This window comes from Pristimantibacillus sp. Z349TD_6 (assembly GCF_056173205.1).
The window spans coordinates 2,838,968-2,863,692 of sequence record NZ_CM149662.1; the positions used below are offsets into that span (position 1 = coordinate 2,838,968).

Annotated in this window: 27 protein-coding genes; 22 read left to right on the forward strand and 5 right to left on the reverse strand. The window is 41.2% G+C overall.

All coding sequences use genetic code 11. The annotated features are described in order from the left end of the window. The first annotated feature begins 15 nt into the window (after positions 1-15). The 22 genes from AC0VYE_RS11855 (at position 16) to AC0VYE_RS11960 (ending at position 21,334) form a co-directional block, all read left to right on the forward strand. Complete coding sequence (locus tag AC0VYE_RS11855) at positions 16-387, forward strand: hypothetical protein (protein WP_475448119.1); 372 nt, start codon at positions 16-18, stop codon at positions 385-387. A gap of 15 nt (positions 388-402) precedes the next feature. Further along, the gene (locus AC0VYE_RS11860) at positions 403-1,104 is read left to right on the forward strand and encodes an SAF domain-containing protein (RefSeq protein WP_475448121.1); all 702 of its coding nucleotides are present in this window, start codon (positions 403-405) and stop codon (positions 1,102-1,104) included. Continuing rightward, complete coding sequence (locus tag AC0VYE_RS11865; protein ID WP_475448123.1) at positions 1,101-2,258, forward strand: CpaE/TadZ family protein; 1,158 nt, start codon at positions 1,101-1,103, stop codon at positions 2,256-2,258. The genes AC0VYE_RS11860 and AC0VYE_RS11865 overlap by 4 nt, the downstream gene beginning before the upstream one ends. An 8-nt stretch (positions 2,259-2,266) precedes the next feature. Beyond that, on the forward strand, positions 2,267-3,739 hold the full coding sequence (locus AC0VYE_RS11870) for an ATPase, T2SS/T4P/T4SS family (RefSeq protein ID WP_475448125.1): 1,473 nt from the start codon (positions 2,267-2,269) through the stop codon (positions 3,737-3,739). Continuing rightward, complete coding sequence (locus tag AC0VYE_RS11875; RefSeq protein WP_475448128.1) at positions 3,736-4,704, forward strand: hypothetical protein; 969 nt, start codon at positions 3,736-3,738, stop codon at positions 4,702-4,704. The genes AC0VYE_RS11870 and AC0VYE_RS11875 overlap by 4 nt, the downstream gene beginning before the upstream one ends. Positions 4,705-4,707: 3 nt before the next feature. Then, entirely contained in the window at positions 4,708-5,589 is an 882-nt protein-coding gene (locus tag AC0VYE_RS11880) for a hypothetical protein (protein ID WP_475448130.1), read from the forward strand. Between the two features lie 30 nt (positions 5,590-5,619). Continuing rightward, positions 5,620-5,781, forward strand: a complete 162-nt coding sequence (locus tag AC0VYE_RS11885; protein WP_475448132.1) for a hypothetical protein — start codon at positions 5,620-5,622, stop codon at positions 5,779-5,781. Positions 5,782-5,813: 32 nt separating this feature from the next. Continuing rightward, a complete protein-coding gene (locus tag AC0VYE_RS11890) occupies positions 5,814-6,215 on the forward strand; it encodes a hypothetical protein (RefSeq protein WP_441883494.1) in 402 nt (133 codons plus the stop codon). After that, positions 6,212-6,694: a hypothetical protein gene (locus AC0VYE_RS11895; protein ID WP_475448134.1), complete on the forward strand. Its 483-nt coding sequence runs from the start codon at positions 6,212-6,214 to the stop codon at positions 6,692-6,694. The genes AC0VYE_RS11890 and AC0VYE_RS11895 overlap by 4 nt, the downstream gene beginning before the upstream one ends. 157 nt (positions 6,695-6,851) lie before the next feature. Continuing rightward, positions 6,852-7,028 carry a hypothetical protein gene (locus AC0VYE_RS11900; RefSeq protein ID WP_475448136.1) on the forward strand — a complete coding sequence of 59 codons (177 nt, stop codon included), beginning with the start codon at positions 6,852-6,854 and terminating at the stop codon, positions 7,026-7,028. A 43-nt stretch (positions 7,029-7,071) separates the two neighbouring features. Further along, the gene (locus tag AC0VYE_RS11905) at positions 7,072-7,359 is read left to right on the forward strand and encodes a hypothetical protein (RefSeq protein WP_475448138.1); all 288 of its coding nucleotides are present in this window, start codon (positions 7,072-7,074) and stop codon (positions 7,357-7,359) included. A gap of 105 nt (positions 7,360-7,464) precedes the next feature. Beyond that, on the forward strand, positions 7,465-7,611 hold the full coding sequence (locus AC0VYE_RS11910) for a hypothetical protein (RefSeq protein ID WP_441883502.1): 147 nt from the start codon (positions 7,465-7,467) through the stop codon (positions 7,609-7,611). A gap of 39 nt (positions 7,612-7,650) precedes the next feature. Beyond that, a complete protein-coding gene (locus AC0VYE_RS11915) occupies positions 7,651-7,956 on the forward strand; it encodes a hypothetical protein (RefSeq protein WP_475448141.1) in 306 nt (101 codons plus the stop codon). Between the two features lie 823 nt (positions 7,957-8,779). Next, entirely contained in the window at positions 8,780-9,286 is a 507-nt protein-coding gene (locus AC0VYE_RS11920) for a hypothetical protein (RefSeq protein WP_475448143.1), read from the forward strand. 83 nt (positions 9,287-9,369) lie between these two features. Beyond that, complete coding sequence (locus AC0VYE_RS11925; RefSeq protein ID WP_475449543.1) at positions 9,370-9,843, forward strand: DUF2538 family protein; 474 nt, start codon at positions 9,370-9,372, stop codon at positions 9,841-9,843. Positions 9,844-9,900: 57 nt separating this feature from the next. Further along, positions 9,901-10,434, forward strand: a complete 534-nt coding sequence (locus AC0VYE_RS11930) for a hypothetical protein (RefSeq protein WP_475448145.1) — start codon at positions 9,901-9,903, stop codon at positions 10,432-10,434. A gap of 85 nt (positions 10,435-10,519) precedes the next feature. After that, positions 10,520-10,759 carry a hypothetical protein gene (locus AC0VYE_RS11935; RefSeq protein ID WP_475448147.1) on the forward strand — a complete coding sequence of 80 codons (240 nt, stop codon included), beginning with the start codon at positions 10,520-10,522 and terminating at the stop codon, positions 10,757-10,759. Positions 10,760-11,045: 286 nt separating this feature from the next. Then, a complete protein-coding gene (locus AC0VYE_RS11940) occupies positions 11,046-11,309 on the forward strand; it encodes a hypothetical protein (RefSeq protein WP_475448149.1) in 264 nt (87 codons plus the stop codon). Positions 11,310-11,517: 208 nt separating this feature from the next. Next, on the forward strand, positions 11,518-12,495 hold the full coding sequence (locus AC0VYE_RS11945; protein ID WP_475448151.1) for an S-layer homology domain-containing protein: 978 nt from the start codon (positions 11,518-11,520) through the stop codon (positions 12,493-12,495). 5 nt (positions 12,496-12,500) lie between these two features. After that, positions 12,501-19,094 carry an Athe_2463 domain-containing protein gene (locus AC0VYE_RS11950; protein WP_475448152.1) on the forward strand — a complete coding sequence of 2,198 codons (6,594 nt, stop codon included), beginning with the start codon at positions 12,501-12,503 and terminating at the stop codon, positions 19,092-19,094. A gap of 254 nt (positions 19,095-19,348) precedes the next feature. Beyond that, a complete protein-coding gene (locus tag AC0VYE_RS11955) occupies positions 19,349-20,113 on the forward strand; it encodes a restriction endonuclease (RefSeq protein ID WP_475448154.1) in 765 nt (254 codons plus the stop codon). A 249-nt stretch (positions 20,114-20,362) separates the two neighbouring features. Further along, positions 20,363-21,334 (forward strand): hypothetical protein, encoded by a 972-nt coding sequence (locus AC0VYE_RS11960; RefSeq protein WP_475448156.1) that lies wholly within the window; start codon positions 20,363-20,365, stop codon positions 21,332-21,334. 257 nt (positions 21,335-21,591) lie between these two features. Here the strand turns inward: AC0VYE_RS11960 and AC0VYE_RS11965 are convergent, their stop codons facing one another. The 5 genes from AC0VYE_RS11965 to ku form a co-directional block, all read right to left on the reverse strand. Further along, positions 21,592-22,257 carry an SOS response-associated peptidase gene (locus tag AC0VYE_RS11965; RefSeq protein WP_475448158.1) on the reverse strand — a complete coding sequence of 222 codons (666 nt, stop codon included), beginning with the start codon at positions 22,255-22,257 and terminating at the stop codon, positions 21,592-21,594. 114 nt (positions 22,258-22,371) lie between these two features. Next, positions 22,372-22,689: a hypothetical protein gene (locus AC0VYE_RS11970; RefSeq protein ID WP_475448160.1), complete on the reverse strand. Its 318-nt coding sequence runs from the start codon at positions 22,687-22,689 to the stop codon at positions 22,372-22,374. Positions 22,690-22,692: 3 nt separating this feature from the next. Then, positions 22,693-22,860 carry a hypothetical protein gene (locus AC0VYE_RS11975; RefSeq protein ID WP_475448162.1) on the reverse strand — a complete coding sequence of 56 codons (168 nt, stop codon included), beginning with the start codon at positions 22,858-22,860 and terminating at the stop codon, positions 22,693-22,695. Beyond that, the gene (locus AC0VYE_RS11980; protein ID WP_475448164.1) at positions 22,857-23,750 is read right to left on the reverse strand and encodes an ATP-dependent DNA ligase; all 894 of its coding nucleotides are present in this window, start codon (positions 23,748-23,750) and stop codon (positions 22,857-22,859) included. The genes AC0VYE_RS11975 and AC0VYE_RS11980 overlap by 4 nt, the downstream gene beginning before the upstream one ends. Beyond that, entirely contained in the window at positions 23,747-24,592 is an 846-nt protein-coding gene (ku, locus tag AC0VYE_RS11985) for a non-homologous end joining protein Ku (RefSeq protein ID WP_475448166.1), read from the reverse strand. The genes AC0VYE_RS11980 and ku overlap by 4 nt, the downstream gene beginning before the upstream one ends. Positions 24,593-24,725: the final 133 nt, after the last annotated feature.

A 24,725-nucleotide genomic window follows, 5' to 3' on the forward strand; every position in this document is an offset into this window, starting at 1 on the left:
AAAGGAGCTGCAAGAGTGAAAGAGATTGCGATGAGCGATGTTGCCAAACAACTACAAATGGCGGAGAGCAGCTTGCGCCGCTGGCTGCCAATGATGGAACAAGCCGGTTATGTGTTTGAACGAAAAGATAATAATCGAAGGCAGCTTACCGAGCAAGATATCGTCGCGTTTACGGAGTTGAAGAGATTAAGTCAGGTCATGACACTCCCGGAAGCATGTCAGCGGGTAGTTCAACTGATTCCGCAAGAGTCTACGGGTAATCGAGCGCAAGAAGAGATTCTCTTCGAGCAGCTGCTCGAAGCATTACCGGAGGCGATTTACTGGCAGGGCAAAGACGCACCGATTGCTGAGCTCCGTACTCAGTGGTTCAAAGTTAAATCTTCGTAACGAAAGGAGAACGATATGAAAGTAAGTCTGAAAAAAATAAATCGAATGTTGTTTTATCTATTTGCCATGGTGGCTATGCTCGTGCTGCTCTACTTCCTCGATACGAGGTGGACCGTTTTAATGGATACACAAAATGTAGTCGTAGCATCAAGACAGCTGCTTCCGCATCACCCGATCACGAAGGACGATCTTTTGATTGTACCGATTAAAGAAGATTATGTGATTTCTGGAGCCATTCCGGAAGAGGATGCTCTTTTACTTGTAGGTCAAGAAGCCTTGCAACTGATTGAAGCTGGCGATCAAATGACCATCAATCGCGTAGATAAGACGTCTTTGCTCAGTGTACCAGGAGCAACGGTGGTGGAGATGCCGGAGGATTGGATTTTATCGGTACCAGGCAGCTTGCGGAGGCTTGACCGAATTACGATATTCGCAGTGCCGACTGATATCGAGAAAATCAATCCAGAATCAGGCATTGCGGAGCCGCCGCTGCTCTCTCAGGCGGAGAAGGTGATAGAGGATATCGTGGTTGCTTATTACAAGGATGCGAGCTCAAATGAAGTCAAGAATGCTGAGGGTAACGTGAATCCGAATGTACGGGTGGATGCAACGGTTCGTGGGCGTAAGCTAGAGCTGCAATTAACGCCGGATCAACTGAAACTCTTGTCGGAAAAAGCTGCCGGTGGCTATCAATTTATTGTGGGGTATGGCTCATGAACATTGGGTTTATCGGAAATGATCAAGAATTAAGTCGCCAATTGCGCCAGGCTGCACAAACCGAAGCCTTATTTTCTTCTTCAGAAGTAACGAAACCGGAATTGATTCAGGAAACATTTAAAACCTGCCAGGTGGTCTTAATATCGGACCGGCTGGTACAACCGCATGAATTGGAAAGCGTTGTAGAGCTCTTACAGGGAAAGAATCTGGTTTATCTGCTCAGCTATAAAGCAGACACGGGGGTCACCGAAGACGCTGCGCTTGTATGCCAGCGACTCGGTATCGGCGTATGCCGACCGAAGCGAACCATAGAGCAATTGGTGGAGTACGTGCATCAACAATTTATGGGTGGCGCGCCGGCTATTCGCAATGGGGGGCAAGTTATTGCTCTGGTTGGCGCGAAATCTCAAACCGGATTAACAGGCAGCACCTTGTCATTAGCTGAAGAAATCGGAAAACGGATGGATCGGAAAGTCGCCGTCATTGGTCTGGATGCTTTTACGCCAGGTGATGTGTTTATCACCTACTCCGGTACCTATCTGCATGACTTGTATACCCAAATTAAAGACGGTGGCATTCTAACGCCAACAGAACTGGTCGCTCATATGCACCAAACGAAGCATTTCGCCTTTTTGGCAGGCAATGCGGATCCGACGAAACGGTACCGGTATTCGTCGGAATCAGTAGCACATGTCATCGCTTGTGCAAGAGAGGCTTTTGATATCGTACTGATTGATGCCGGATCTAATCCCGATAATAATCTCTGTTTGCAAGCTTTACTGTATGCGGATATGCGGATCGTCGTAACGACGCAGCAGCCATCTGCACTGGCCAACTGGCAAAGATTTGCGCCTTTGCTTCGGATGGTCAATCACGAGCAACCGATGTCGTTTTTGTTACTCATCAATAAATGGTCGAAGCAGTGGGGAGATACCAAAGAGATTGAGCGTAGTATGGCTGCCTCGATGCTAGGATGGTTACCCGATCTAAAAGAGGATGGCATGCTCTGTGAAATGGAACGTCGGTTGCTGACTACAGTAGAGCACCCAAAATATAACGAGCAGCTCAAACGTATGGTTGATTTATTGCAATCACGATTTAACTGGCCCATGCAAAACGAAAGTCCAAAAAGTAAATGGTTTTCTAGGAGGTGAATACGATCATGGGTGCATGGCGTGAAAAAGATTTTCATATCTCGGAATTGGAAAGTAAGGCCGTGCAGCAGCCGGTAGCGCTTAAAGCAAGCAACAATGCCCTTACGGATGAATTTAAAGCGCTTTGCACACAAGTGCGTACGGTCTTTAGAAAGAAAAATGAAGAGCGGTCGGATAAAGAAATGAAAAAGTGGCAGGCCCTGCAGCACGATGCGGTGGTTGGTATAACAGAAGCCGTGCAGCTTTTTAAGGGTGAAATTGAAGAATACTTAAAAACGAACCAACTGCAGCACATTATGCAGCCAAGCTATTATCATTCATTGGTTGAAGCTGTTTTTCAACAAACGTTCGGTCTCGGTCCAATTTCGGTGTGGAATCATCATCCGAAGTATCACATATCCCAATCTGCACGAATTATGGGGAAAAAGATTTTTTTTGATATTCCTGGCGAGCCTGATTTACAACCATTTGGATATGAATCGGAAGAAGAGGTTATCGAGAATATCATTGAAAAGATTAGGATGAAGGATGAATTTTCGCACATCAATAAACACAATCCCAAGCTAGAGCTCGATTTAGTAGATGGGACAAGGGTAACAATTATGATCCCACCGCTCGTTCGTCGACCTACGATAATTTTTCGTAACCAAACGATGCGAGCACCGACGCTGGAGGACTTGGTAGCAGCAGGGAGTATTCCATCCGAAGCACTGCCGCTGATACGCGGAATATCAAAATCGTTGCTTAATTTGATTGTTTCCGGAGAAGTACGTTCAGGCAAAAGTACGCTGATTAAAGCTATTTATGCTGAACGCCGCAGACCAGGACGAGTGGCTGTAACCATTGAGCGTGGCCATTCGGAATTAAAGTTAAGTGAATTACATGAGAATGATCAGCTCGTTGAATTTGTGGTAAAGACGGATGAAGAATATGATAGCGTGTTTGACCTGGTACTGCGCTCCGATTATGTCTTTGTCATTGTGGGAGAAACGCGCAGCATTGAAACGGAACTATTTCTTGTTTCGTGTGAGCGCGGTAAAGGTGGCTCCATGACCAGTTATCATACCGAGCGTATAGCTAATATCCCTGGTCAATTGGCTCGCCTCGTACTGCAGCGATTTCCAAATCGTCAGTACCGCGAGGAGCTGATTAGGGTTGCCGAAAATATCCATCTCATCATTGTCATGAAGGAGCTTGATGATGGATCTAAAAAACTTCTACGAATGACGGAAGTTAGGCTAGATCCGTATACCTTTGAGGTGAGCTGTCACGACATTATGCGATGGGATATGGAACAAAACAGCTGGACGTATTGCGATGATTTGTCTGCAGATACCATGCAAAAGATGAAAGAAACTGCGCCGCATTACGCCGAACAAGCTTTCTTCGCTTTAAAACGATTAGCTGAAGATAAGCCAATGCTTGGATCCAATATAGAGGTCGCATTAAGCAGCCATGAGGGTGAGGAGGCTAGCGCATGATTAGCCAGCTCGATCTATCTCTTGAAATGATTTTAAAAGCGGCGATTATGCTGCTTTACACAGGCTTTGCCTTCCGGTTCATTGGTGCTTTGCAGAATATGATTTTTCGGTCATGGAGTGTACCGCTTTATCTGAATACGCCGAAGAAAGCAAACGATGAGGAACAAACATTTAGTCATTTAGAGCTTTTGCTTCGATCAACCAGTAAGACGTTTCATCGTAACTCCGTTAACCAGTTTCTTATCTTCAGTGGTGGCGTGTTTAGCGTCATGTATCTGCTCCTGTTGCTTGGCTTTAATGGCGGGGAGTTTGTAACCTGGTGGAATAAACGCGCATTTGGTTTAGCAGGCATAACGGCGCTCGTGCCTTACGGTTTGCTTAGAGTCAAGCTCTACAACATTCGCAGAGAAAATAGCTATGCTTTGATTGAAGCAACGGAGCTCCTTATTCTAAAATACCGGAGCCCTGGGATTCATGGGGATCTCTATCATGCCCTTTATAACACAGCTGATGAATTGCAGGGAACGATGAAACGAGCATTTAGTGCATTGGTAACTGTATTACAACTGCAGGGTAAGATGGCCATCCGTGAGGGTGTGGCGCTCTTTAGCTATCAAATCGATAATAGCTGGTCGAAGCAGCTCGGTGTGTTGTTCACCAAAGCCGCGAAAGAAAATCGAGATATTGGACGAGCTTTGGAGAAAGTGCATACGGATATGCAAGAATCGAAACGAATCGTCGAGTCCGAAAAATCGGAATATACGGATTCTATTATCATGGGCTATATCCCTTTGTTCCTTGTACCGGCTGCCATTTTTGGTATTAATAAAATGTTTGAAGGGGCTATCTTTCACGTCTTATTTGATGATCCGAAGACCTTACAGGCATTAATCATTTGTATTATTTTTGTTGTGATTGGCTTAGTGACTTCTTTGATTTTGTCCAAGCCGAAAATTGAGGTGTAACCCATGTTAATTCCTATTTTTAAGTTAGGTCTGTATCTACTGATGGTGATCTCTCTACCACTTTTTATACGAGAAATTTTATATATTCGGCGGCGTAGTCCACCGCCACAATTAATCAAGCAATTCATTCATTTTGCAGGCGGTCAGAAGGGGCGAATCACGCAGCTCTATCAAGATGATCGCTTGGATGCAGCCTTTTCGATTGCAGGATTTATGAAAAATGGTTCGGCTTGGCAATACAAATTTTATCGCGATTTGCTTTTCATTATTGTTGTTATTGTTTTGCATGGATTTTTCCTGGTCTACCAGCAGTATCCCCTGAAGGGGATGGTCATCGCTGCTTTGTGCTATCTGTTGACGTTGACGGGGGCATCCATTGCACCAGGACGCTTATTCCTGGTCATGGCCGGAAAAGAAAAGCAAAAGCAAAAGAGCGATGAAATTATTGATCTTTATATGCTGCTCTCTAATGATTATCAGGCGGAGAATAATGATCATTACCAAAGCGTATTTGCTAAGCTGACCGAATTTAATGTTTTTACAAAGGCGCTTCGTCCGGATCTAGATCGTTTGCTCTTAGATCTTCCGGTGGATGGTCCCCGCGCATTCAAAGTTTTCGGCGAGAGCGTAGGAACCAAGGAAGCGAAGACTTTGGCGGATTTGCTTGAAAAAATCAATGAGTCTAACCCTGAAATGGCCGTCGATCTTCTTGATAAGAACTACGATACGTTTCTGGATTTTCGCAGGCAGCGTCGCAAGCAAAGATTGAAGATAAACGGTTATATGGGCCATACGGTCGTATTCTTAGCAATCATTTCGGTCATCTACTTTGTGAATATGGCCGCGAATGCCTATAAAAGCATCCTCATGGATGCACTAAACTAAAACGCCTAAAGGGCGAGAGGAGATTTTTAAATGAAAGAAGCAATGGGTACTATTCTACTAATCGCAGCAATGTTTGTATTAATTGGCTTAACTATCTTTGCAGATGATGGAACGTTTGGTGATGCAAAAGTGCAGAAGGATCGCTCCCATACTATCTCTAACAGCACAACCGTACCCACAGTCTTGAAATAAGAAAGGAGGGTAGCCAGCATGTCTAGATAGGCATGCTGGCGATTTTAATGAAAATTGTTATTGGTTTTGTCATTTTGACACCCATTTTTCTATACTACTTGTTTCAGCCAGGCGTGGAGCGAACGATTAGTTATAAAGACCAAGTCTTGCAGAAAAAAGCGTTTGAAGCCGCACATTTAGCGGCGATTGAAGGGCGTATAACGCCAGAAATAAAAGAGGCTATCTTGGATGAATTGACAGCCGTTTATTTTGACCGCGATAAGATTCAGATTACCGGCACAACGATAACGGCGCCTCGTGGTGAGTTGATCGAGGTTACGCTTCGGTATCCGCAGGGGCCTACACAAATTTTCAATTTATTCGGCAGTGACGAAGCTAGAGATTACAATTATCCCATTTCCATCATGAGTGAGTATATTGAGGAGCGATCATGAAATGGGTCATTATGCTACTTTTAATGATGCCCATTTTCATTATCTATAGCGCCTGGAGTCATGATGAACACCTGTCAACTAAATTAAAAGCTGGGCTAAAAGAAGGAATGGATTTAGCAACGCATGACGCATCGCTACAGATCATAGAAGAAGAGCTGGAAATGGGGAAGATCCGATTTGATCCCACGAAATCGGAGAAGGCATTGCTCAACTCATTACAGACATCATTCAAGCTTAATTCACTCCTGCAGCCTCTACCTGGCGGCATCTGGAAGGATTCATTTGAGCTCGTGTGGTTCGAAAAAATAGAGACCGGCAATTTCCCAATGCTTTATCATAGCGGGCCACCTTATTACTACTCGGATACGTTAAAAGGGCCATCGATTATTGCCATTGTGAAGGTCAAACATCCCCGTTATTTCGGTGTATCTGACGATTTTGAATATGTCGTGGGTAGTAGTCACGAATACGTAAAATAAATGATGCTTGAGCAGAGCAGTAACGGGTATAGACTCATATCTAGTTTGATTTGGCTTTAAGTATTATGGGAAAAACGATATACTAGTGTCAATAAATTTAATAACAGAACAAGATGTTTGAATGTAATCCACTCACGTATGCTAAGAGTAACAATGGGTGAAGCTGACTATGAGGGTGGCGAAGGAATTGGAAGAGATGAGAGACGAGAAACCGGTTCTATATAAAGAAAAGACTCCTAATGTAATACATGCTGCAGACGAGGCAATTATAAAGATCGCTCTAAAAGGAACAGAAAAATACGATAATACACTTTCAAAGCTGGCGAAGAATTAATTTTGAAAAAACTTATAGAGAGAAAAGAAGGCGGACTTATTTTATGGATGATACTAGCACTGAAAAAAATGATAAGACAAAAAATTGGGGTGGAGCTCGAGTAGGGGCTGGAAGAAAAGACGGCCTGAAGAAGCAAAAAAGAAAACGAGTATTGTCACTATTCTTAACAGATGCACAATGGACTGCACTTGAAAAAGAAGTAACTGAAGAAAAGGAAAAGCTATCATCGCTTGTAAATAAAAAAATGGAAGCATATGCTAATGATTTAATAGTGAAACATGGGGTATTCGAAACGATAAAAAATGAAAATAAGGACAAAAATGGCGAGTAGACCTTTAAGGTTTACTCGCCATTTTTATTGATATTAACCTTCATGTTTACAACTTGAATTAGTACTGCTATAATTCAAGTTAAGAAGCTGAAGGAGGTTATTTATATGTATGAACTAAGTAAAATTATTTTTATGGCTATTGTCATTTTAGTTTTTGGTGGCATCGGATATATGTCTCTTCCTTCAATGAAAAAACCATCTCCTAAACGTCGTGAGACACCTGTGTTTATGGTAATTAAGGCAGAAAACTAACAGCACAATGAAGAATTGATAACTAGGAGGTAAAAATATATGCGGATTAAATCAAAAGAATCTTATAATGGTGGCGGTAATTGTATGCTTATTGAATTGTTAGTGGAAGGTGGGGGAACTCTAGCATCAATTACATTAACTGAAGAACATATAGTAGGTCGGAAAATTCCATATAAAGATGATGATGGAGAAAAAAATTATGAGTTTCATGAAGTTGTATTATGGACAGCTACAGATACACAATCACTAAAGTACATCCCTGAAGAAATAAAGTCTGAGGTATTGAAGGTTTATCAAGATTACCGCAAAAAATATAATCGTGATCAGGATATCACAGTGCCTTAAAAGAAGGTGGGGTGAATTATATGTCGTTTTGTAAAACCCGTTAATTTTAACAGCTGTACCAAAAGGGGACGCTATAGCGTCTCCTTTTGAATCGGGTCAGTTTAACCAATGCTGAAGTGAGCAAGAATAAGGGCAGCTATAATAGTAGCTATAATAGTAGTAACAATAGGAGAAATAAAATACTTTAATAAAGCTGTCCCAATGCACTTATTATGCTTCATCACGAAATGCTTGAACGTTTGCAAAGTGAACACCTCCTTTCATTATTTTTTCTGTGATTTAAAACAATAACTAACTTCTTGTATGAGTAACCTCTGCGCACTACCTTGATTTTTTGACAAAGGCTGCCGTCAATTGCAAAAGTGAGTTCCCCAACGTTTATTCCTTTAATATGACAACTGCTTATAATACAACTAAGATGAATGTTGATTTTTGCAACTCTATCCTTTTTAGAAAATTCCATCGTAACGCCGATTATCTCACCGTAAATATCGCTATATCATGGTAATTTGTTGCGGTTTTAAAAGAGAATTTTATTGAGTTGTTCTGCAGCAGTTAGCTTCACCTTCACCAAACTACATAAAACAATGATTTAATTTGGAGCTCGAGTATTTTCCACCGAACAATATAACAATTTCTATCCCATAAAGTGGAGATGGGCTCTTATTTCTAGATTAGGCATTTCTGTATTTTTTATCACGGCAATGATACTTGCTGCTTTGAAACCTTCTAAAATAATTGTTAACAAAAACCAAGTTGACAAAATATTTGAAATAGTCTATCTTGAATTTAGTAACAAAAATCAAGATGTGCGGAGGCAGATATGAACATTATATTTCCAGAAGGCGAGGGGCAAGCTGACTTAAAGACTCACGGAGGCGCTAGAAATGGGGCCGGACGGAAAAGCAGTGGTTTAATAAACCGAAAGGCTTCCATTTCGTTACCTTCTGATCGGTGGGAATTGATTGACACTATTCAGCAGCATGAAGAAAAAACGAAATCCGAAGTACTGGCACAACTTATCCAGATAGGGTTGGATATAAAAACGAAGGAATTAGTGGACAAAGATGTTGGGATGAACTTGATGGAGAAGGTGGATGTACCTGACAAGGAAAAAGAGTTAGTTCGAATCAGAACTGAATATTCAAAGATATTAATGCTTTCTAATCAATTGGATCAGAAGGACAAGGATCGACGTTATGCAGAATTAATGACCGATCTTGAGCACAAGTTTAAAATACCGATGATGCGTAGCGAAGCTTTTGAAAAGGAAAATCCTGATATCATGAGAATCTACCGTCAAATCTCTGATTCGCGCGAAACTCTATAAGTATGTGAAACTGCTCATGAGAGATTTACATGAAACTAAAATATGAACTCAAATTGAATACGAGAGGGTGCATCAAATTGGATATGAAAAATATTATAAGAACTGGAAAAGACGAAGCTGGAGAGCCGGCTCGGCAGGGAATGACGTTAGGCAATGTTTGGTTTTCTTCCAAAGAACATGGAGAAAATTTCACTCAACTACTAGAAAAATTTAATTGCTATCAGAATCCTGAGTATGCAGCAGCTTGTTATATTATTTCTCACCCTGAAATTTTTTACAGAATTGATTGGAATAAAACGAGCGGACCTATTGCCTGGTATTGGGGAGAATGGATTGGTGATGATGATAATGGTTACTGGACGGAATCAGAGGTTGTTGGACAATTATCCAGTGCATACAGGGGGTTAGTCAGGTCAACTGTAGAATTATATACCGGTAGTAGACACTACTTTGATTTAATGGGATGGTTAGGAAATGCTGGGGATGAAGTATACAAACTGTTTGTTCAGTCTTTAGATATTCGGAGGGACAGGTTTGTTATTGATATATCTGAGTAAGTTGGCGGCATGAGTAGGATCTAGGTCGGAATCATATTGAAAAGGGCGGTGTATCCAATGCGCTTATACGTTGGAACAAACATGGAGCGAGGACTTGCTATAATTAAGGAAGGAAAAATACGTTGCGTTGTAGATCGTATCCATGGCGATTCTTATGGGGATCTGGCAACATCGGACGGATTCGTATACCTCACCGATAAGGTTCCAATAGCAATTTATTATGGGAACAAGGCTCAAATAGGGATAAATCCTATAGCGGAGACAGGGTGTTTTTACATCTTCGAAATTGAAGTCGATGAAAGCCAACTGCTTCCGGATATGGATGAGATTAATGTTGAATCAAAGTGGGTTCCTAGTATTGATCTGAACCAAAAATTCACGGCGATGGAATCTCTTGCTTTAACATGCACTGTGGCCATTGCAAGGGATTTGATGATTCCAGAAGATATCATCCGTTTTGCAGTATTGCCTATCTATGATCGATATGAATCTCATCCATTCCAAGAGATAACAAACGATTGCATTCATTATCGCAAAGGATATCAGATACCCGACTCCGTTGCGGCAATACCATGGGTGGATCTTCCTTAGTAAGCATCGAAACAACAATATTAACGACCTTCTTTATCGATGCAACAAATTTCAATACAAATTTTTATAGAAAGGGTGATTCTGATTGCTAGATTTGAACAATATTAAATTTGAGTTATTCAATGGTGAAGAACGGGCAGCAATCGAAACCGCTCTTGAGGATTTAATTACAATAGCAAGTAAGCGGATATTACGAGGCGATGCTTACAGTACTGATAAGGAGCGTATTCGTGGGGCGATATCTGTTCTCTATAGGCTTAATCCAGATTCAATTTATTTAAAACATGCACAATACTACAAAGAGGCAGAGACGAAGGAACAATGAAGTTGAAATTATTCAGTCTTTCATAGAAGGTGTTAATAGGAAGATGGGGATATGTATGCGAGGGTTAATGTTTTTTCCTATTTTAATGTTGGTGGCTACCTTTCGAATTTCTCTCTTTTATAAAACCAATTGACGTGCAAGATTTTCGATTATCTACTATTTGGATCTCGTTGGCCTTAACGGGGGGATATCTTATTTCACATATTTTGTTTGACATTATTAGAACTAGATTCAAACAACGGCTAGATAATTCTCAGGTTAATTTTATCCATAGGAGGAAGTGAACATGAATGAGGTTTTAAAGGAAACACTTGAAAAAATTAAAAGCGATCTAGATCTTAATTTCCCAACAACGAGTATCAATCACGGAACGCTGACTAACATGCATAAGCTTCTCAGTCTACTTGACTCGCTGGGTGATATTGATGAACTGACAGACAATTTGCAAGGATGGCATGATATGTTTGCACCTAATTGCGAGGGCTGTTCAACGTGTGAAGGGTCTATTCCTAGATTGAGGAACGCGCAAGATATCCAGGTAACTTTTTGAATACATCTGAAATAAATATAATCATACTTTTTGCATACGATTTGCTAACTTTTTTAGACTGATAAATTGATATCTTTAGAGAGTATAGATTTCATGTATGTCCTCATCCATATTGGTAGTGAGTAATAAGAAAGGAAGTGAAGCGTTTTATAAGAAAGGGAAAGTATCAGTTAAATATCAATCTAAAAAGAAAATAGGAGTGATTCCGATGAAAAAAATGAAGCTGGCCGTAATCATGACGTTTGTGACAGTATTGCTTGCGTCGCAGACCGTAGCAGCTGCAGCTGCTTTTACAGATACAAAGTCACACTGGGCAAAATCAGAGATCGATACTGCAGTGAGCCAAGGTTGGATTAATGGTTATAGTGCAACAAGCTTTAAGCCCAACGATAATATTACTCGTGCTGAGTTTACAAAATCGTTGGTAGCAGCGATGAAATACAAGTTAGAGGATCAAGACACACCCTTCTCTGACGATAATGGATGGTTCCGTGCATCGATCTCTACAGGTTTAAAGCAATCTATTATTAAGGTGAATGAATACAAGGAATTACAATTCGAGCCTAATCGGAAAATTACTCGTGAAGAAATTGCGCGTATGACAGTTAGAGCGCTTGGCAAGGATGCGGATGGGGTAAAGTCAGGCTACCTAGCAATTGCGAAACAGAATGAGATTTTGAAGGGCTATCCAGATGGGACAATGGGTGGCGACAAGAATGCAACACGAGCTGAAGCTGTTCTGATGATCTCGAATACTCTTAAGGCAAAAAATCCACAAGTTAAGCCGGTTGCTTATCCTAAAACAGACAAAGAGCTTGATGCAATGATTCAATCTTTGCCTAGTTTCAAAGGGCATACTACGATTAGTCGTGGAGCTGTTGGTGTAAACTTGAAAGGATCAGATGTTTTTGAGGATCACACGATTTGGATAGAATATGATTCAAGTAAAAAAACAACATATTTAGATACTTTTGATTCAACCACGGAAACAAAATCATTAATAAAAGAGTTACTCAAGAATTATTATCCTAATTCCTATGAGAAAGCATATGCAGACTACATTAAAGTTGATGGGATGAAATTTGTAGAAGGAAAAAACTCAATTAAAAGTACTTATGATAAAAGGAGTTTTGTAGTATATAAAGGTAGCAATAATATCGGTGTTTCTATCTGGATTGGGGGATAAACAAAATGAGAACAATTTTACGAAAGCAGCTGCGAGCGCAGTTGCTTTTTTTGTTGGTTATTTTAGTAACGATCACTACAATACCATTTCAAACTCAACGAGTTGATGCTGCAGCATGTTCAGCACCACCAACATACGGAGCAAAGGCAGAAGGAATAATAAGTGTATATAAAATTCCTAAAATGAGCTCAAACTGCAAAGCACTTAATGAGAAGTATTTGCTTAATTCGTTAAACATAGGTGAATCAATTGTTGTATACGGTAGCCCTTCTGAGGTTTCAGGTAATGAGACGGACAAAAAGACCGGCCAATATCGTTATCTAGGCTGGGATGCGAGTGGATCTGTGTATCGCAACTGGAAATTCCCTCCGGACTCAAGTGTAACTGGAAGTGTGGCGAAAAATTGGATTAAAGAACCCTGGAAAACAGAAAAAGGAGATTCAAAAGGAATTAGACCATCTACTAATTTATCTCGTGATCCGGCAGCCGCATCTTGGCTCTCTCGTACAGTAGATCCTTATAATAAACCATCTAATTCAACGAATTTTTTAACAAGCTACAATGCACTCAAAGGTGCAAACTGGACTAGTGATACATTACTCGATTACGCTATAATTCAGCAAAAACCAACAGACTTTACTCCTGGTGTTATCCAAATGTGGAGCGAATGGACGGACGGTTCTTGGTGGTATGAAATCTTTACTATAAAACCTATGAAAACAATTGATATAAACGTTATTCCAGAGACAATCGATTTGGAGGTAACGAAGGTCGTACACCCCGACGCGGTCTATGTGAACCAAGCTACCTCAATCGTTGTCACCGTCAAAAATAATGGAAATAAAAATAGCGGCTCCTTCGTTGTGGGCCTATTTGGCATTTCTCCTGAACCTACAAAGCCTATAAGTAACCTTGCTCCTGGTGCAAGCTCCACGGTAACTTTTAGTACGAGCTTTGCGACTAGTGGGCTTAAGAAATTGTCGGCCAAGGCTGACTATAATGGCCAGATTACGGAAACAGATGAAACTAACAATATAAAAGCATTTCAAATTATGGTCAATAAGCTAAATGAGCCGACCACACCAATGGCCATCATATCACACGTTGAGGGAGATCATCGCACCGAGCCAGAGATAACAATTAAGCCTTCAGCAGATCCAAAACTTGATGATAAACTCTCATACTCACCAGGGAAGGAAGCTATCACGATACGAGAATGGAAATATAAGAATCCGGCAGGTAAAACGATAGCGACCAAGCCAGCTGCCAAAGACTTTGCAGCTGAAGGAAAATATGTGGTGGAGCTGCGCGTAACAAATAGCGCTAAAAAGGTATCTGAGTGGGCGGAGCTTATAATAAATGTGGCCAATAAAGCAGTACCAACTCCAACTCCTTCAGCATCACCAGAACCAACGCCTACACCTAAGCCTGATTTAATAGCGGACATTGAATTTCAACCTTCAAGTATCATCGCAGGTGAAAAGTCATCGCTTATTAATCGATCAAAAGGTTTGAATGGCTATACGTGGACATTCACCGAAAACTTGAGTACAGTACTACCCAATAATACAGACTATGAGTTTATGTATAACACATATAATACGCCTGGCTTCTATACAGCTGAAATTATCGTAACCGATGAATTTGGTGGATCTCAAAAAGATACTGCATTACTGCGGGTTGTTGATCCCAAACCAGTAGCCATCGTATCAGGAATAACACGTGTGGTACAAGGGAGACCTCTAGAGCGGCCATACAACCTTTTAAATTCGTATACGCCATTAGAGGATAGAGGAGAAAAAATTGATTTCAGCAAGTCAGAAATGCGTTATAAAAAAGTAGGAGATGCAGCCTATACAAATGGGTGGTTTACCGTAACGCCTGCTAATTTAGGTGAGTACAGCATCGAGGGTAGAGTTTATGATACAACCGGTAGAGTAAGTGATTGGGCGAATCTAATCATGGAGGTTATACCGGATGCACCACCAACGGTAGCAGTGATAGCGCCTGAAGAGTCTTATCGAGGTAATGGCTTTATGCTTTATATCGATGCGGAGAGTCCTGACGGTGACATTCTAAAGCATCTGTTTCTTGAAGAACGTTATGACCAAGATGGTGATGGGAACTTTGAGGAAGAAGCGTGGAAACCGTTATATGATGGGGTTTTTAAAACAACACATTCCATCAATTACACGACCGTTGGTAAGCGGCAATATCGCGCCTCAGTAACTGAAGACTATGGAATGAAAGGAAATTCAGGAACTGTCACGACCGATATTCTGAATTATGCACCTTCAGTTAACTTTAACGTGTTTGGAATTACGCAGCAGCCAGGGCAGGGAGAGGACAGCGGCCCACCAATAACTAACTATTCGACGCAATCGATATTACGTTCGTGGACGGCTAAGACGCCATACAAAGGCGGTAATGCCCAAAAAGCAGCATGGAAAGCGGATGCTACTACACTATCTACAAAAAATGGCGTATACGCAAACTTTTCTGTTGGATACCCGAACTCAGGAAATGGAGCGAACTCACGAACAAAATATCAGCTTGCTGCTGATATTGTTGCTAAACCCACTTGGAGTGTGCCAGTTACAGAAATACTATTCAACAAGGTTTTTGGTGGAAACCGATTATATTCTTATAGTCAAAATTATAGCTTGCCAAACTATCCTTATACATTTTATGAACGAAATTCAATTACAGGTGAGCTTTTGAGGACGGTTAATTTTGATACACCTAGTAATTTCACACTAATGGAAATTGGAGGGGATGAAACATTTTACTTTGCGGATAAAAGACAAATGGGAGTAAACCCGTATTTAGTGGTCATTGCGAGGTACGATAAAAATGGTGTATATCTGGATTCGATTAATTTGCAATCTAGTTTAACAACACCTAGCGGGCAAGGTAGCGGAATTGGACCGGCTCTAGTCCAAATATCATCTGATGGCGAATATATGTATGTGGCTAGTAAATTCTCGTATGATGTGCCAGAACAATATAATTACAATTACAATAATCAATTGCGAATTTTCAAATACTCCTTAAAAACGAAAAGCTTAGTGTATGAAGCACCAGGGGAGAACTTGGATCGTGGATTTATTACAAACATCAACTTGACCGAAGATGATAACGGAGATGCGTACTTTACGTATAACTTTGAAGATCGCTATTCTTCTGGATTAGGTGGGTTGAGAGGTTACGTTGTACAAGTAAAAAAAGACGGAATAACTCGTACCCATCAGTCTGGAGGAGCAGCTGGCATATCTTATGCTACTATTTCTGAAAATAAGAGTAATGTTTATGTAAATTACGTGACCATGAACAGTAGTAAAGAAGGCAGTACGATATTTGAAGCTATTTATAACGGGACAGACTATTATGGAGAACAAGTATTTAAAAACCGTTTTGCAAGAAGTCTTGTCAGATACGAAAGTTCACATCCTTTATTGTATTCAGATGTTGCTCCTAATGCGAATCCTATCGTATTTTCGAATGGGTTTACGTATTCGCAAGGTAGAACACACGAATTGTATAATGCATTTTTTAACTACAATGGAGACCAAAGCGGTGGTTTTCAAGGTGTAGATTATGATGCGAACCTTGGTAAAATATTTATCAATCAATACGATCAGATTATTTATCCCGTGTTTATGCCTGTGGGAACCTCTTGGGGTGATCCCGATGCACCTAAAAAAATATGGTCCTTGTTGTATAACGCATCAACCAAAAGTGTCATTGCTCAGACGCCATATTCCGGACCAGAACTAGGAAATAATCAACAGCAAGCAGGAACATCATCAACACCTATTTTACCTGATGGCTCCATTTATGTTTTTTACGAAAAAAATGTCATGCCGTTTGTTTCAGCTAATGCAAGTGGTTCAATCAAAGAAATAGATCCGAATACAGTTGAAATTACTAGCGATGATTGGGGCGGACTGCTCTATGATGCAGGAAGCACGATGAAAAACTACGCCTTAGAATTTCATGCGAATGTTAGTGATATAAGAAATGACAAGGTTATCGGAGCTGCTTTCCAGATCCAGAATGAAAAGAATATGTATGCTATGGAGTGGAGCAAGAACACCCTGTCGCTATTCCGTGTGGTCAATGGTGTGAAGACGTTATTGCAATCGGCACCTATGACACGAACTGCATTTAACACGTATCCGATTAAAGTAGAATCGGTTAATGGCATTCAGCGCGTATATGTGAATTATGCGAAAGTACTAGAGGTTGCCGATGGCACCTATTCAAAAGGTTTTGCTGGTTTAATGTCATTAGGACAGTCGAATGCTGTTTTCTCCAATGTTAAGAAATTTAATTATGGTGATATGTACACCGAGGAGAAATATGAAGCTGTACTAATCAATGAAACGATTACCTATGACAAAATCTTCTCGGATATCGAGGAAGATCCTAAGATACTAGAAGAGTGGACGTACAGCCACAACCCTAATATTTTTGAGAATCCAGAAGGGATGAGCATGTATCATGGGCAGACTCGTTCAACAACGTTAAATTCACTAGAGAAACCTGGTGTTTACGAGATTAGCTACAGAGCGCAAGATAATCCAGGGATATCATCCTATCGTAAATGGTCGGAGCCTATAACTAAGCTACTCTATGTCCATCGTAGGCCTATTGCACAGCCTGATGCGCGGTTTACAGGCTACGTGTATGCAGATGGTGAGGCAATTGATTACGATACCTTTGATACCTCTTACGATCCGGATATCCCGAATCGCCTGCTTGATAAAGTATTCCGTACACGCTGGGCGGATGAAACAACGTGGACAGCCGGTAAACGGACGATTTATAGCCGTCCAGGTGTCGAGCTTATCATTCAAGAGCAAGTAAAGGATCTTCATGGGGCTTGGTCGTATTGGGCGCAGCAAGTTATTTATAAAGACGCTTTACCGCCGGTGAACCAAACTAAACCAGTAATGACCATAACTTATCCAGGAGGAACCTCAGCGGCGGCTCCTACAGTACTCGTGAAAGAACCGACGATAACCTGGACCTATTACGATGCAGAGAATGATCCACAAGAGCAATATCGCTTATCACTGACGTATACAGATACAAACGAGGTTGCGTTGTATATTGATTATGCAGGATTAGAGAAAAGCTTTAAGGTAATGGATGGAATGATCAATCCAGGGCGTGTTGTACGTGTACAAGGGCAGGTTTACTCAAAGGGTGCTTGGTCAAATTTAAGTAACATCCGCTACTTTGTGCTGGATTTACCGCCAGATACGCATTTACTCTCGTATAACGGAGCTAATGCAGATAATCCGGTCTACACCAACATTAATCGACCGCAGCTGCGCGTATTTACCATTGATCCGGAGAATCATCCAATTACCGCAATAGATTATGAAGTTTATCGCGTGTCGGATGGTGCAAGAGTGGTTGATACAAATGCAACGGTTGCTGCAGCAAGCTACACTACAGCAGCTCTAGCAGACGGGTTATATTACTGGAGAGCCAGGGCAAACGATGGTTTTCTATGGGGACCCTATTCTTCAAATGGTTATTTCTTTGTGGATACCGTTAAGCCGGCAGATGTAGATGAGCAGTTGGAGGTTGAACCGACAGCCGTTACGGTGAAGTTTAATGCCTTTAGCGATGCAGCTCCGTCCTCTGGCCATGCTACACGAACATTCTACTTACAGAAGGTAAATAGTAATGGCAGCGTGACGAATATTGACTTAAATCAAGATGGCACAACAGAATACAGTATACCGATTCCCCTGCAGGCGAAATCTTATCGTGTGTCTGGACTAGTGGCTGGTCAAGAGTACCGGTTGACTGTGCTAGATTATGACGTAGCCGGTAACGAGGGTTATTATGCCTATATTCATTTCAGCACTAACCGAGCACCGACAGCTGACTTTGATTGGTCACCTAAGCCGGTGTATGAAGGAGATGTTGTAACCATAGCATCATCTGTAAACGACGAGGATGGAGATCCGTTGTCAGTGGCGTATGAGCTCACAAGCCCATCAGGAGCTAAGCGGAATTTCAGCTATACGCTTATACGTAGTGGTGCATCTTATCCGAAGACAGGGCCGGTGCTGCAGCTAACGGAAGTCGGAAATTGGAGTGTCAAACAAACGGTAAGTGATGGCATTGCAGATCCCATTATCGTGACGAAAACAATACAGGTTCTCGCATTGGGAATTACGGCAGAAGTAGTGCATACGGAAGAGTGGGAAGCAAATCGACTGAGATGGAATGAAGTAAAACCGAAGGAATTGCGAAGTCCTTCAACCTTTTGGGCAGGTGAACGTTTTGTTCTTAACGCTAGAACAACAGATACCGGCATGAGTACCACAAAGGCGACCAAGGTCGAAGTAGCAGCGGAGCGAATAGGTAACACAAGCCTAGCATCTACCGATAAAAAGGTATGGAGTGGCTATATCGGCGCTGAGCAAGCTAAGGTTAAGTTAGAGTCGTTAAAAGATGGGGACTATGTATTCCATTTTAAAGCTACGTATTCAAATGGCGTGGTGAAGGAGAAGGATGTAACCATACAGATTAAAGATAATTGGACTGCATTTTTTGAATTTCATAAGTCCTGGTAGGTGGTGGGTGCTGCAGCTTTAAGGCTGCAGCACCCTTTTTTTGATTTTCGTAATGGTGCCCGAAAATAGATTGTTCAATCGACACATGGCCACAGCGTTTTTTTAGGGTGCCTTCCATTGATATGAGAATTAAATAGAATGCTTCCAAATTTAAAAGAAATATAGTAAGATTCTACTACATTTGCATACGTATGGGCATATTTTCCTGGTTTAGAATTGGATAGACAACATAAAACGACAAAGGGGCAAGACAGATGGCCAGGCGCAGAAGAAAAAAGGAAGAGTTAGATCCATTACAGGCATTTATGCTGCTTCTCATGCTAGGGGCTGGATGGGGAGCCTACTCACTTATGAAATCAATTGTAGCTGCAGGTATTGCTGCCAGTGTAATTTTTGCGGGTTACGCCTTTATTATCTTCTCCATAAATCAAAAACAAACCGAGCGTTTAAAGAGATCCGGCATTGCAGAAATCGATAAGATGGAGGGTCGGCAGTTTGAAAAGTATTTGGGTCATCTTTTTAAAGCACACGGTTATGCTGCAGAAGTTACCCAGGCTGCCGGTGATTATGGCGCGGATTTGATCATCTCAAAAGCTGGAAAGAAAATCGTGGTCCAAGCGAAGCGTTATAGCAAAAATGTCGGTCTAAAGGCCGTGCAAGAAGTACATACAGCATTGAAGCATTACGGGGCAACAGAAGCGTGGGTTGTTACCAATAGTGATTATACAGAGCAGGCTTATACATTGGCTAAATCTAACGGGGTTCGTTTGATTATGCGGCAGCAGCTGATTGAGTTAATGTTAGCGATAAATCCTGAACAGACGGTTTCAATTTCAAAACAGATTAACCTACAACCAGAACCTGAAAATGAAGTCGCAGTTAGCAAGGAGGTTATGGAGCCTGACGATCTGGACTGCCCACAATGTGGCTATTTACTTGTAAAACGAAATGGGAAACGTGGGGAGTTTTATGGCTGCTCCAATTTCCCGAAATGTCGACATACCATGGAAATGAAATGAAGTGAGTAAGTTTACTGATGGCAAAAGAGAATCAATATACAATGAAAAATCAGTAATTTATCATCGTAATACTTCCACCCTGTTTATTTGCCTGTATGATAACTTATAGTGAAGTAGAAAACATTCTTTCTATGCCATTGGTATACTCATATAAATATTTGATCTGATGATTGAAGGAATAAAAATTTTTGCGAGAAGACTCTCTTCTGCGATTACTTTACGCTGGAATTTCTTCGGAAAGGAAAGAAAATGAAACCATTTATATATCTACCCGACAGGCAAAAAGAACCTTATATACGTCGAACAAACAGCTTTGTAGAAACGTATATAGAACGCCTGGCACCCCAATTTAATAATATAGACCAAGAAGCTGACGATGCAACTAAAATGCGTTTTCAAGAATTAGGTAGATACTTTGATCCGGATCGTCATGATGAATCCGATTTTGCAGAGGATGCGCGTGACTTCGGTATTGATCTTTGGCAATCTTTAAACCTGATGAAATACAACACCTACATGATGACCTTAGCCACATTATATCAAGTGTGGGAGCAGCAGATTCGTGAATTGGCTTTTAAGGAAATCACTCGTCATCACAACCTGATAGGGAAAGATGGAAAAGAACTACAATTTAAAGGTTTTTGTACCAATTTCTCTGATCTAGAAGAGCTGTTTCAGAATAGCAGTTGGGATCCTGCATTTATAACATCCTGGGATACGATTAATGAGTTGCGATTAGTTCAAAATGTAATAAAACATGGGGACGGTTCCGCCGCGAAGCAGTTATATGTACTTCAACCAAGTTTCTTCAGTAAAGTCAGCAGCACATTGATTATGGACCTGTATGGTACGACTCTTAATGAGATAGCTTTGTCTATTCCAGATACCGAGATAGAACGTTACCGTGATGCATTGATTGATTTCTGGAAAGAGATGCCTGAACGGGTATATTTCACTTTCAAAGATGCACCGCTTTTAATCCAGGGACCTATAACCTTGAAAGAGGAAGGAAATACTGGAGATTGGGCACATTATGTAGAACAGCATCGATTAGTCTCCGGATGTACCATTCAGATCCGTTTTAATAAGAAGCATTGGATAACAGGAGTATATAATTGGAGCGGAAAGACTACGGATCTTCCAGAACTTCAAAGCAAAAACAAATCTGATGTAATTATTTTTTCTTTGAATCATCTTGTTAAGTTGGAAGTAGAAGTTTGAGAATCAGCTCAATGAAATCTTCCATAGAAACCTTAATAGATTCTTAAATAAACTCTCCTTAATTGCCGTCTTATACTCATGATAAGGCGGCTTTATAATCACTAGATAAAATGAATTAGTGTATAGGGCTGCCTACGATTTTCAACAGCCGAAAAGCTGCGATATATAGGTTCTTACTGAGTGAGGATGCTGGGACGGATAAGTCTAATACTTTATTTTCTGGTGATACCTGTAGGAAGTCAATGAAACTAATGGAGCTATTTGGAGTTCAAAGAGATTTCTCTTATTAAGGATTCATCTGAATTTTTAACGTTTCCTACATCTTTTGAGACTGGATATTTCATCATTTCTTCGGAAGGAAACGGTTTGAGATATTGCGAGACGTCTTCCATTTCAGGATTTAACCAGCCATGTAAATCCGTTAATATGACCGGCATACGATCATGCACATCTGAAACAAGCTGATTTGGTGTAGTCGTGATAATGGTACAGGTTGAAATGGGTTCCCCATTAGCGTCTCGCCAAGTATCATAAAGTCCAGCAAAGGCATAGACAGCTTTTGTTTTCATCTGAAATCGATAGGGCTGTTTTCCTTCATCTTCCTTGCGCCACTCATAAAATCCGTTGCTTGGGATCAAGATACGGTTTCGTTTTAACAAACTGCGAAATGCTGGCTTTTTCTCGATTCCTTCAGCTCGTGCATTTATCATTTTATAAGCTATTTTAGGATCTTTGCTCCAAAAAGGAATGAGTCCCCATTTAAACCCTGAGAGTACCCGTTTTCCTTCTTTAAGAATAATGCATGGTACGATCTGTGTAGGGGCAACATTATACCGCTTCGTGTATTCATAGTCAGTTTCATCTATGGCAAAGGTGTTAATGATCTCATCGAGCTCTGAGGTTATCGTGTATCGTCCACACATGCATAGATCCTCCTAAATGATTATTCCACATACAAACGCAGCCTTGGTTCATTTTTACGCAACCTACGGCTGCCATTGTATTTATAATTGTAGCCGGTCATACGTTTATAAAAACTATTCCATTTTTTCGTTATTTTCTATGTATTCCTTCGCCTTATTTAACGTATCTACAATTCGACCTGATTCGTGTTCGAGCCAATTTGACGCCATTTCAGGATCAATATTGCCAAACATAACATTCCCAATGATATGATCAAATTCGTCAGATGCTTTATCCAGTTCTTTAACCAATATTTCTTGCTCCGTTTCTTTTAATGCTAATATGGATGTTCCACAGGTAATACAAGAGTAATCTAAAAGGTTGTCAATCGGGATCTCATTCTTATTATTGCAACCAATACATGTGACCGTTAAGGTTTCTTGCTCCAACATGCTTTAAACTCCTTCTAAATCATCAATCTCATACTCCACGATATGTTTGAATTTTCCGCTGCTCATGATTTTTTCAAATACCCATTCGACTTCTACACTTCTATCCTTAATACTCCGGACTTTCCCAACTTTTTTAGCGCCACGCATACGTACATAGTCGCCTTCTCTCATCCATTGCCACTCCCAAATCCTAAAAGCTTTGGCTGCCGTAAGATACCGGAGTCGCTAAATTCTAAAGCGGTAACCCTGCAGGGAAAGGGGATGCTAAGCCAACTAACGTCTGATTTCTTCATGCCGGCAGATAATACGGGGAAGGGACACGCTCCAGGATGCTGCTCCATAAATTGCTTCAGCACCTTTTTGGAAGCCGCATCTATACCCGATACGTGGCCAACATATCGATCCTCGAACCGCAATACCAGGCTAGATACGTATCCTGCCTTAAGTTTTATTCCAACGACATCAGCAACGATCCGGACTTCTTTTCTTTTTTTATACCAGTATCGATGCTTTTTAGCTTCAACATAGGGGCTGTCTAGCTTTTTGGATATGATACCTTCCCATTCGTGAGTATTAACCCATTCCCATAGTGCTGGTCCATCATATACCAGGTCAGTAACAAATAACCGTGGCTGCTTTGTTGGTAGTTTAGCTGTAAGTCGCTGATATCGCTCCCTGAAGGGGAGAGAGCGAATATCTTGTCCATCATCATAGAGCATGTCGAAAGCAACAAAAATCAGATTGTCATCATATTTCTTGCGGCTCACCCCGATCAGGACGCGCTGAAAGTTTGGCCGTGTACCGTCAAAGTATGCAATTTCTCCATCAAGTACACAGGCACCGATCCGCAGCGGTCTCAAAAGTTCTACAATCTCAGGAAATCGGTCATTGCGAAGTTCTACACGTTTTGAAAATATTTCTACGCCACCTACGCCGTCAAGTCTGACCAGAGTACGCACACCGTCCCATTTGATTTGATAGCCCCAGTCTGGACCAGTAGGTATATCCGGCGAAGTGATCGGGGCCATTGGTACGCCAGGCAGAACCATAATAGGAGTCATGATACGTTATCCTTAGACTTCGCAGCGTTTTTTCGTTTCCTAGTGGGCGGAGAATTATCAGTCACCGGCTTAGTTGAATCTAGGCTTGCTTGTAGAGCAGCCAAGAGATCAATCACATTTGATCTATCTTCTGCTGCAGGAGCAGTAACAACATCTATACTCTCACCGGTGATCTTTTGTTGTATGAGATCAAGCAAGGCTATCCGATAATCGTCCGTATATTTGCTCGGTTCAAATTTCTCACTCAGTTGCTCCACAAGAGCTTTGGCCAATGAGAGTTCTTTTTCGTTTATAACGGTTTGCGACGGAAGATTTGGGACTTGAGAGAGCGAGCGTATCTCGTCCGGATAAAACATGGTCTCCATACAAATGCAGTTGTTGACGGCGCGGATCGCCGCAAGACTGCTTTTACTGCGTATGGAAATTTTGGCTATGCCAATCTTGCCGGTCTGTTTAATCGCCTCCAGCAGCAGGCTGTAGGCTCCAGCGCCTGCCAAATCAGGAGCCAGGTAATAGGCCTTTTGAAAATAAAGGGGATCAATATCCTGAAGATCAACGAAGTCCAATATCTTAATTGTTTTCGCGGCTTCATCCTTAATGAGATCGAGCTCATCCTCTTTAATAATCACATATCTGTCTTTCTCAGACTCAAAACCTTTTACGATTTCATCCGGATCAATTTCTTTGTCGCATTGCCTACATGTTTTTGCATAGGAGATTGGCATACCACATTCTTTATGTAGGCTTCGGAAATGAATGTCTTTGTCTTCGGTTGCGGTATACATTTTAACCGGCACATGTACCAGGCCAAAGCTGATCGCGCCTTTCCAAACGGTATGCATGATATCACATCCAATATTTTTAGTATTAGGTTACCCGAGTCAAGGAAATGTATACCAATTTTGTACTGGAGAATGGATTTGTCTCTATTTTTATAATCATACTATTTGCGAACGAATTGCTGACTTAACACAA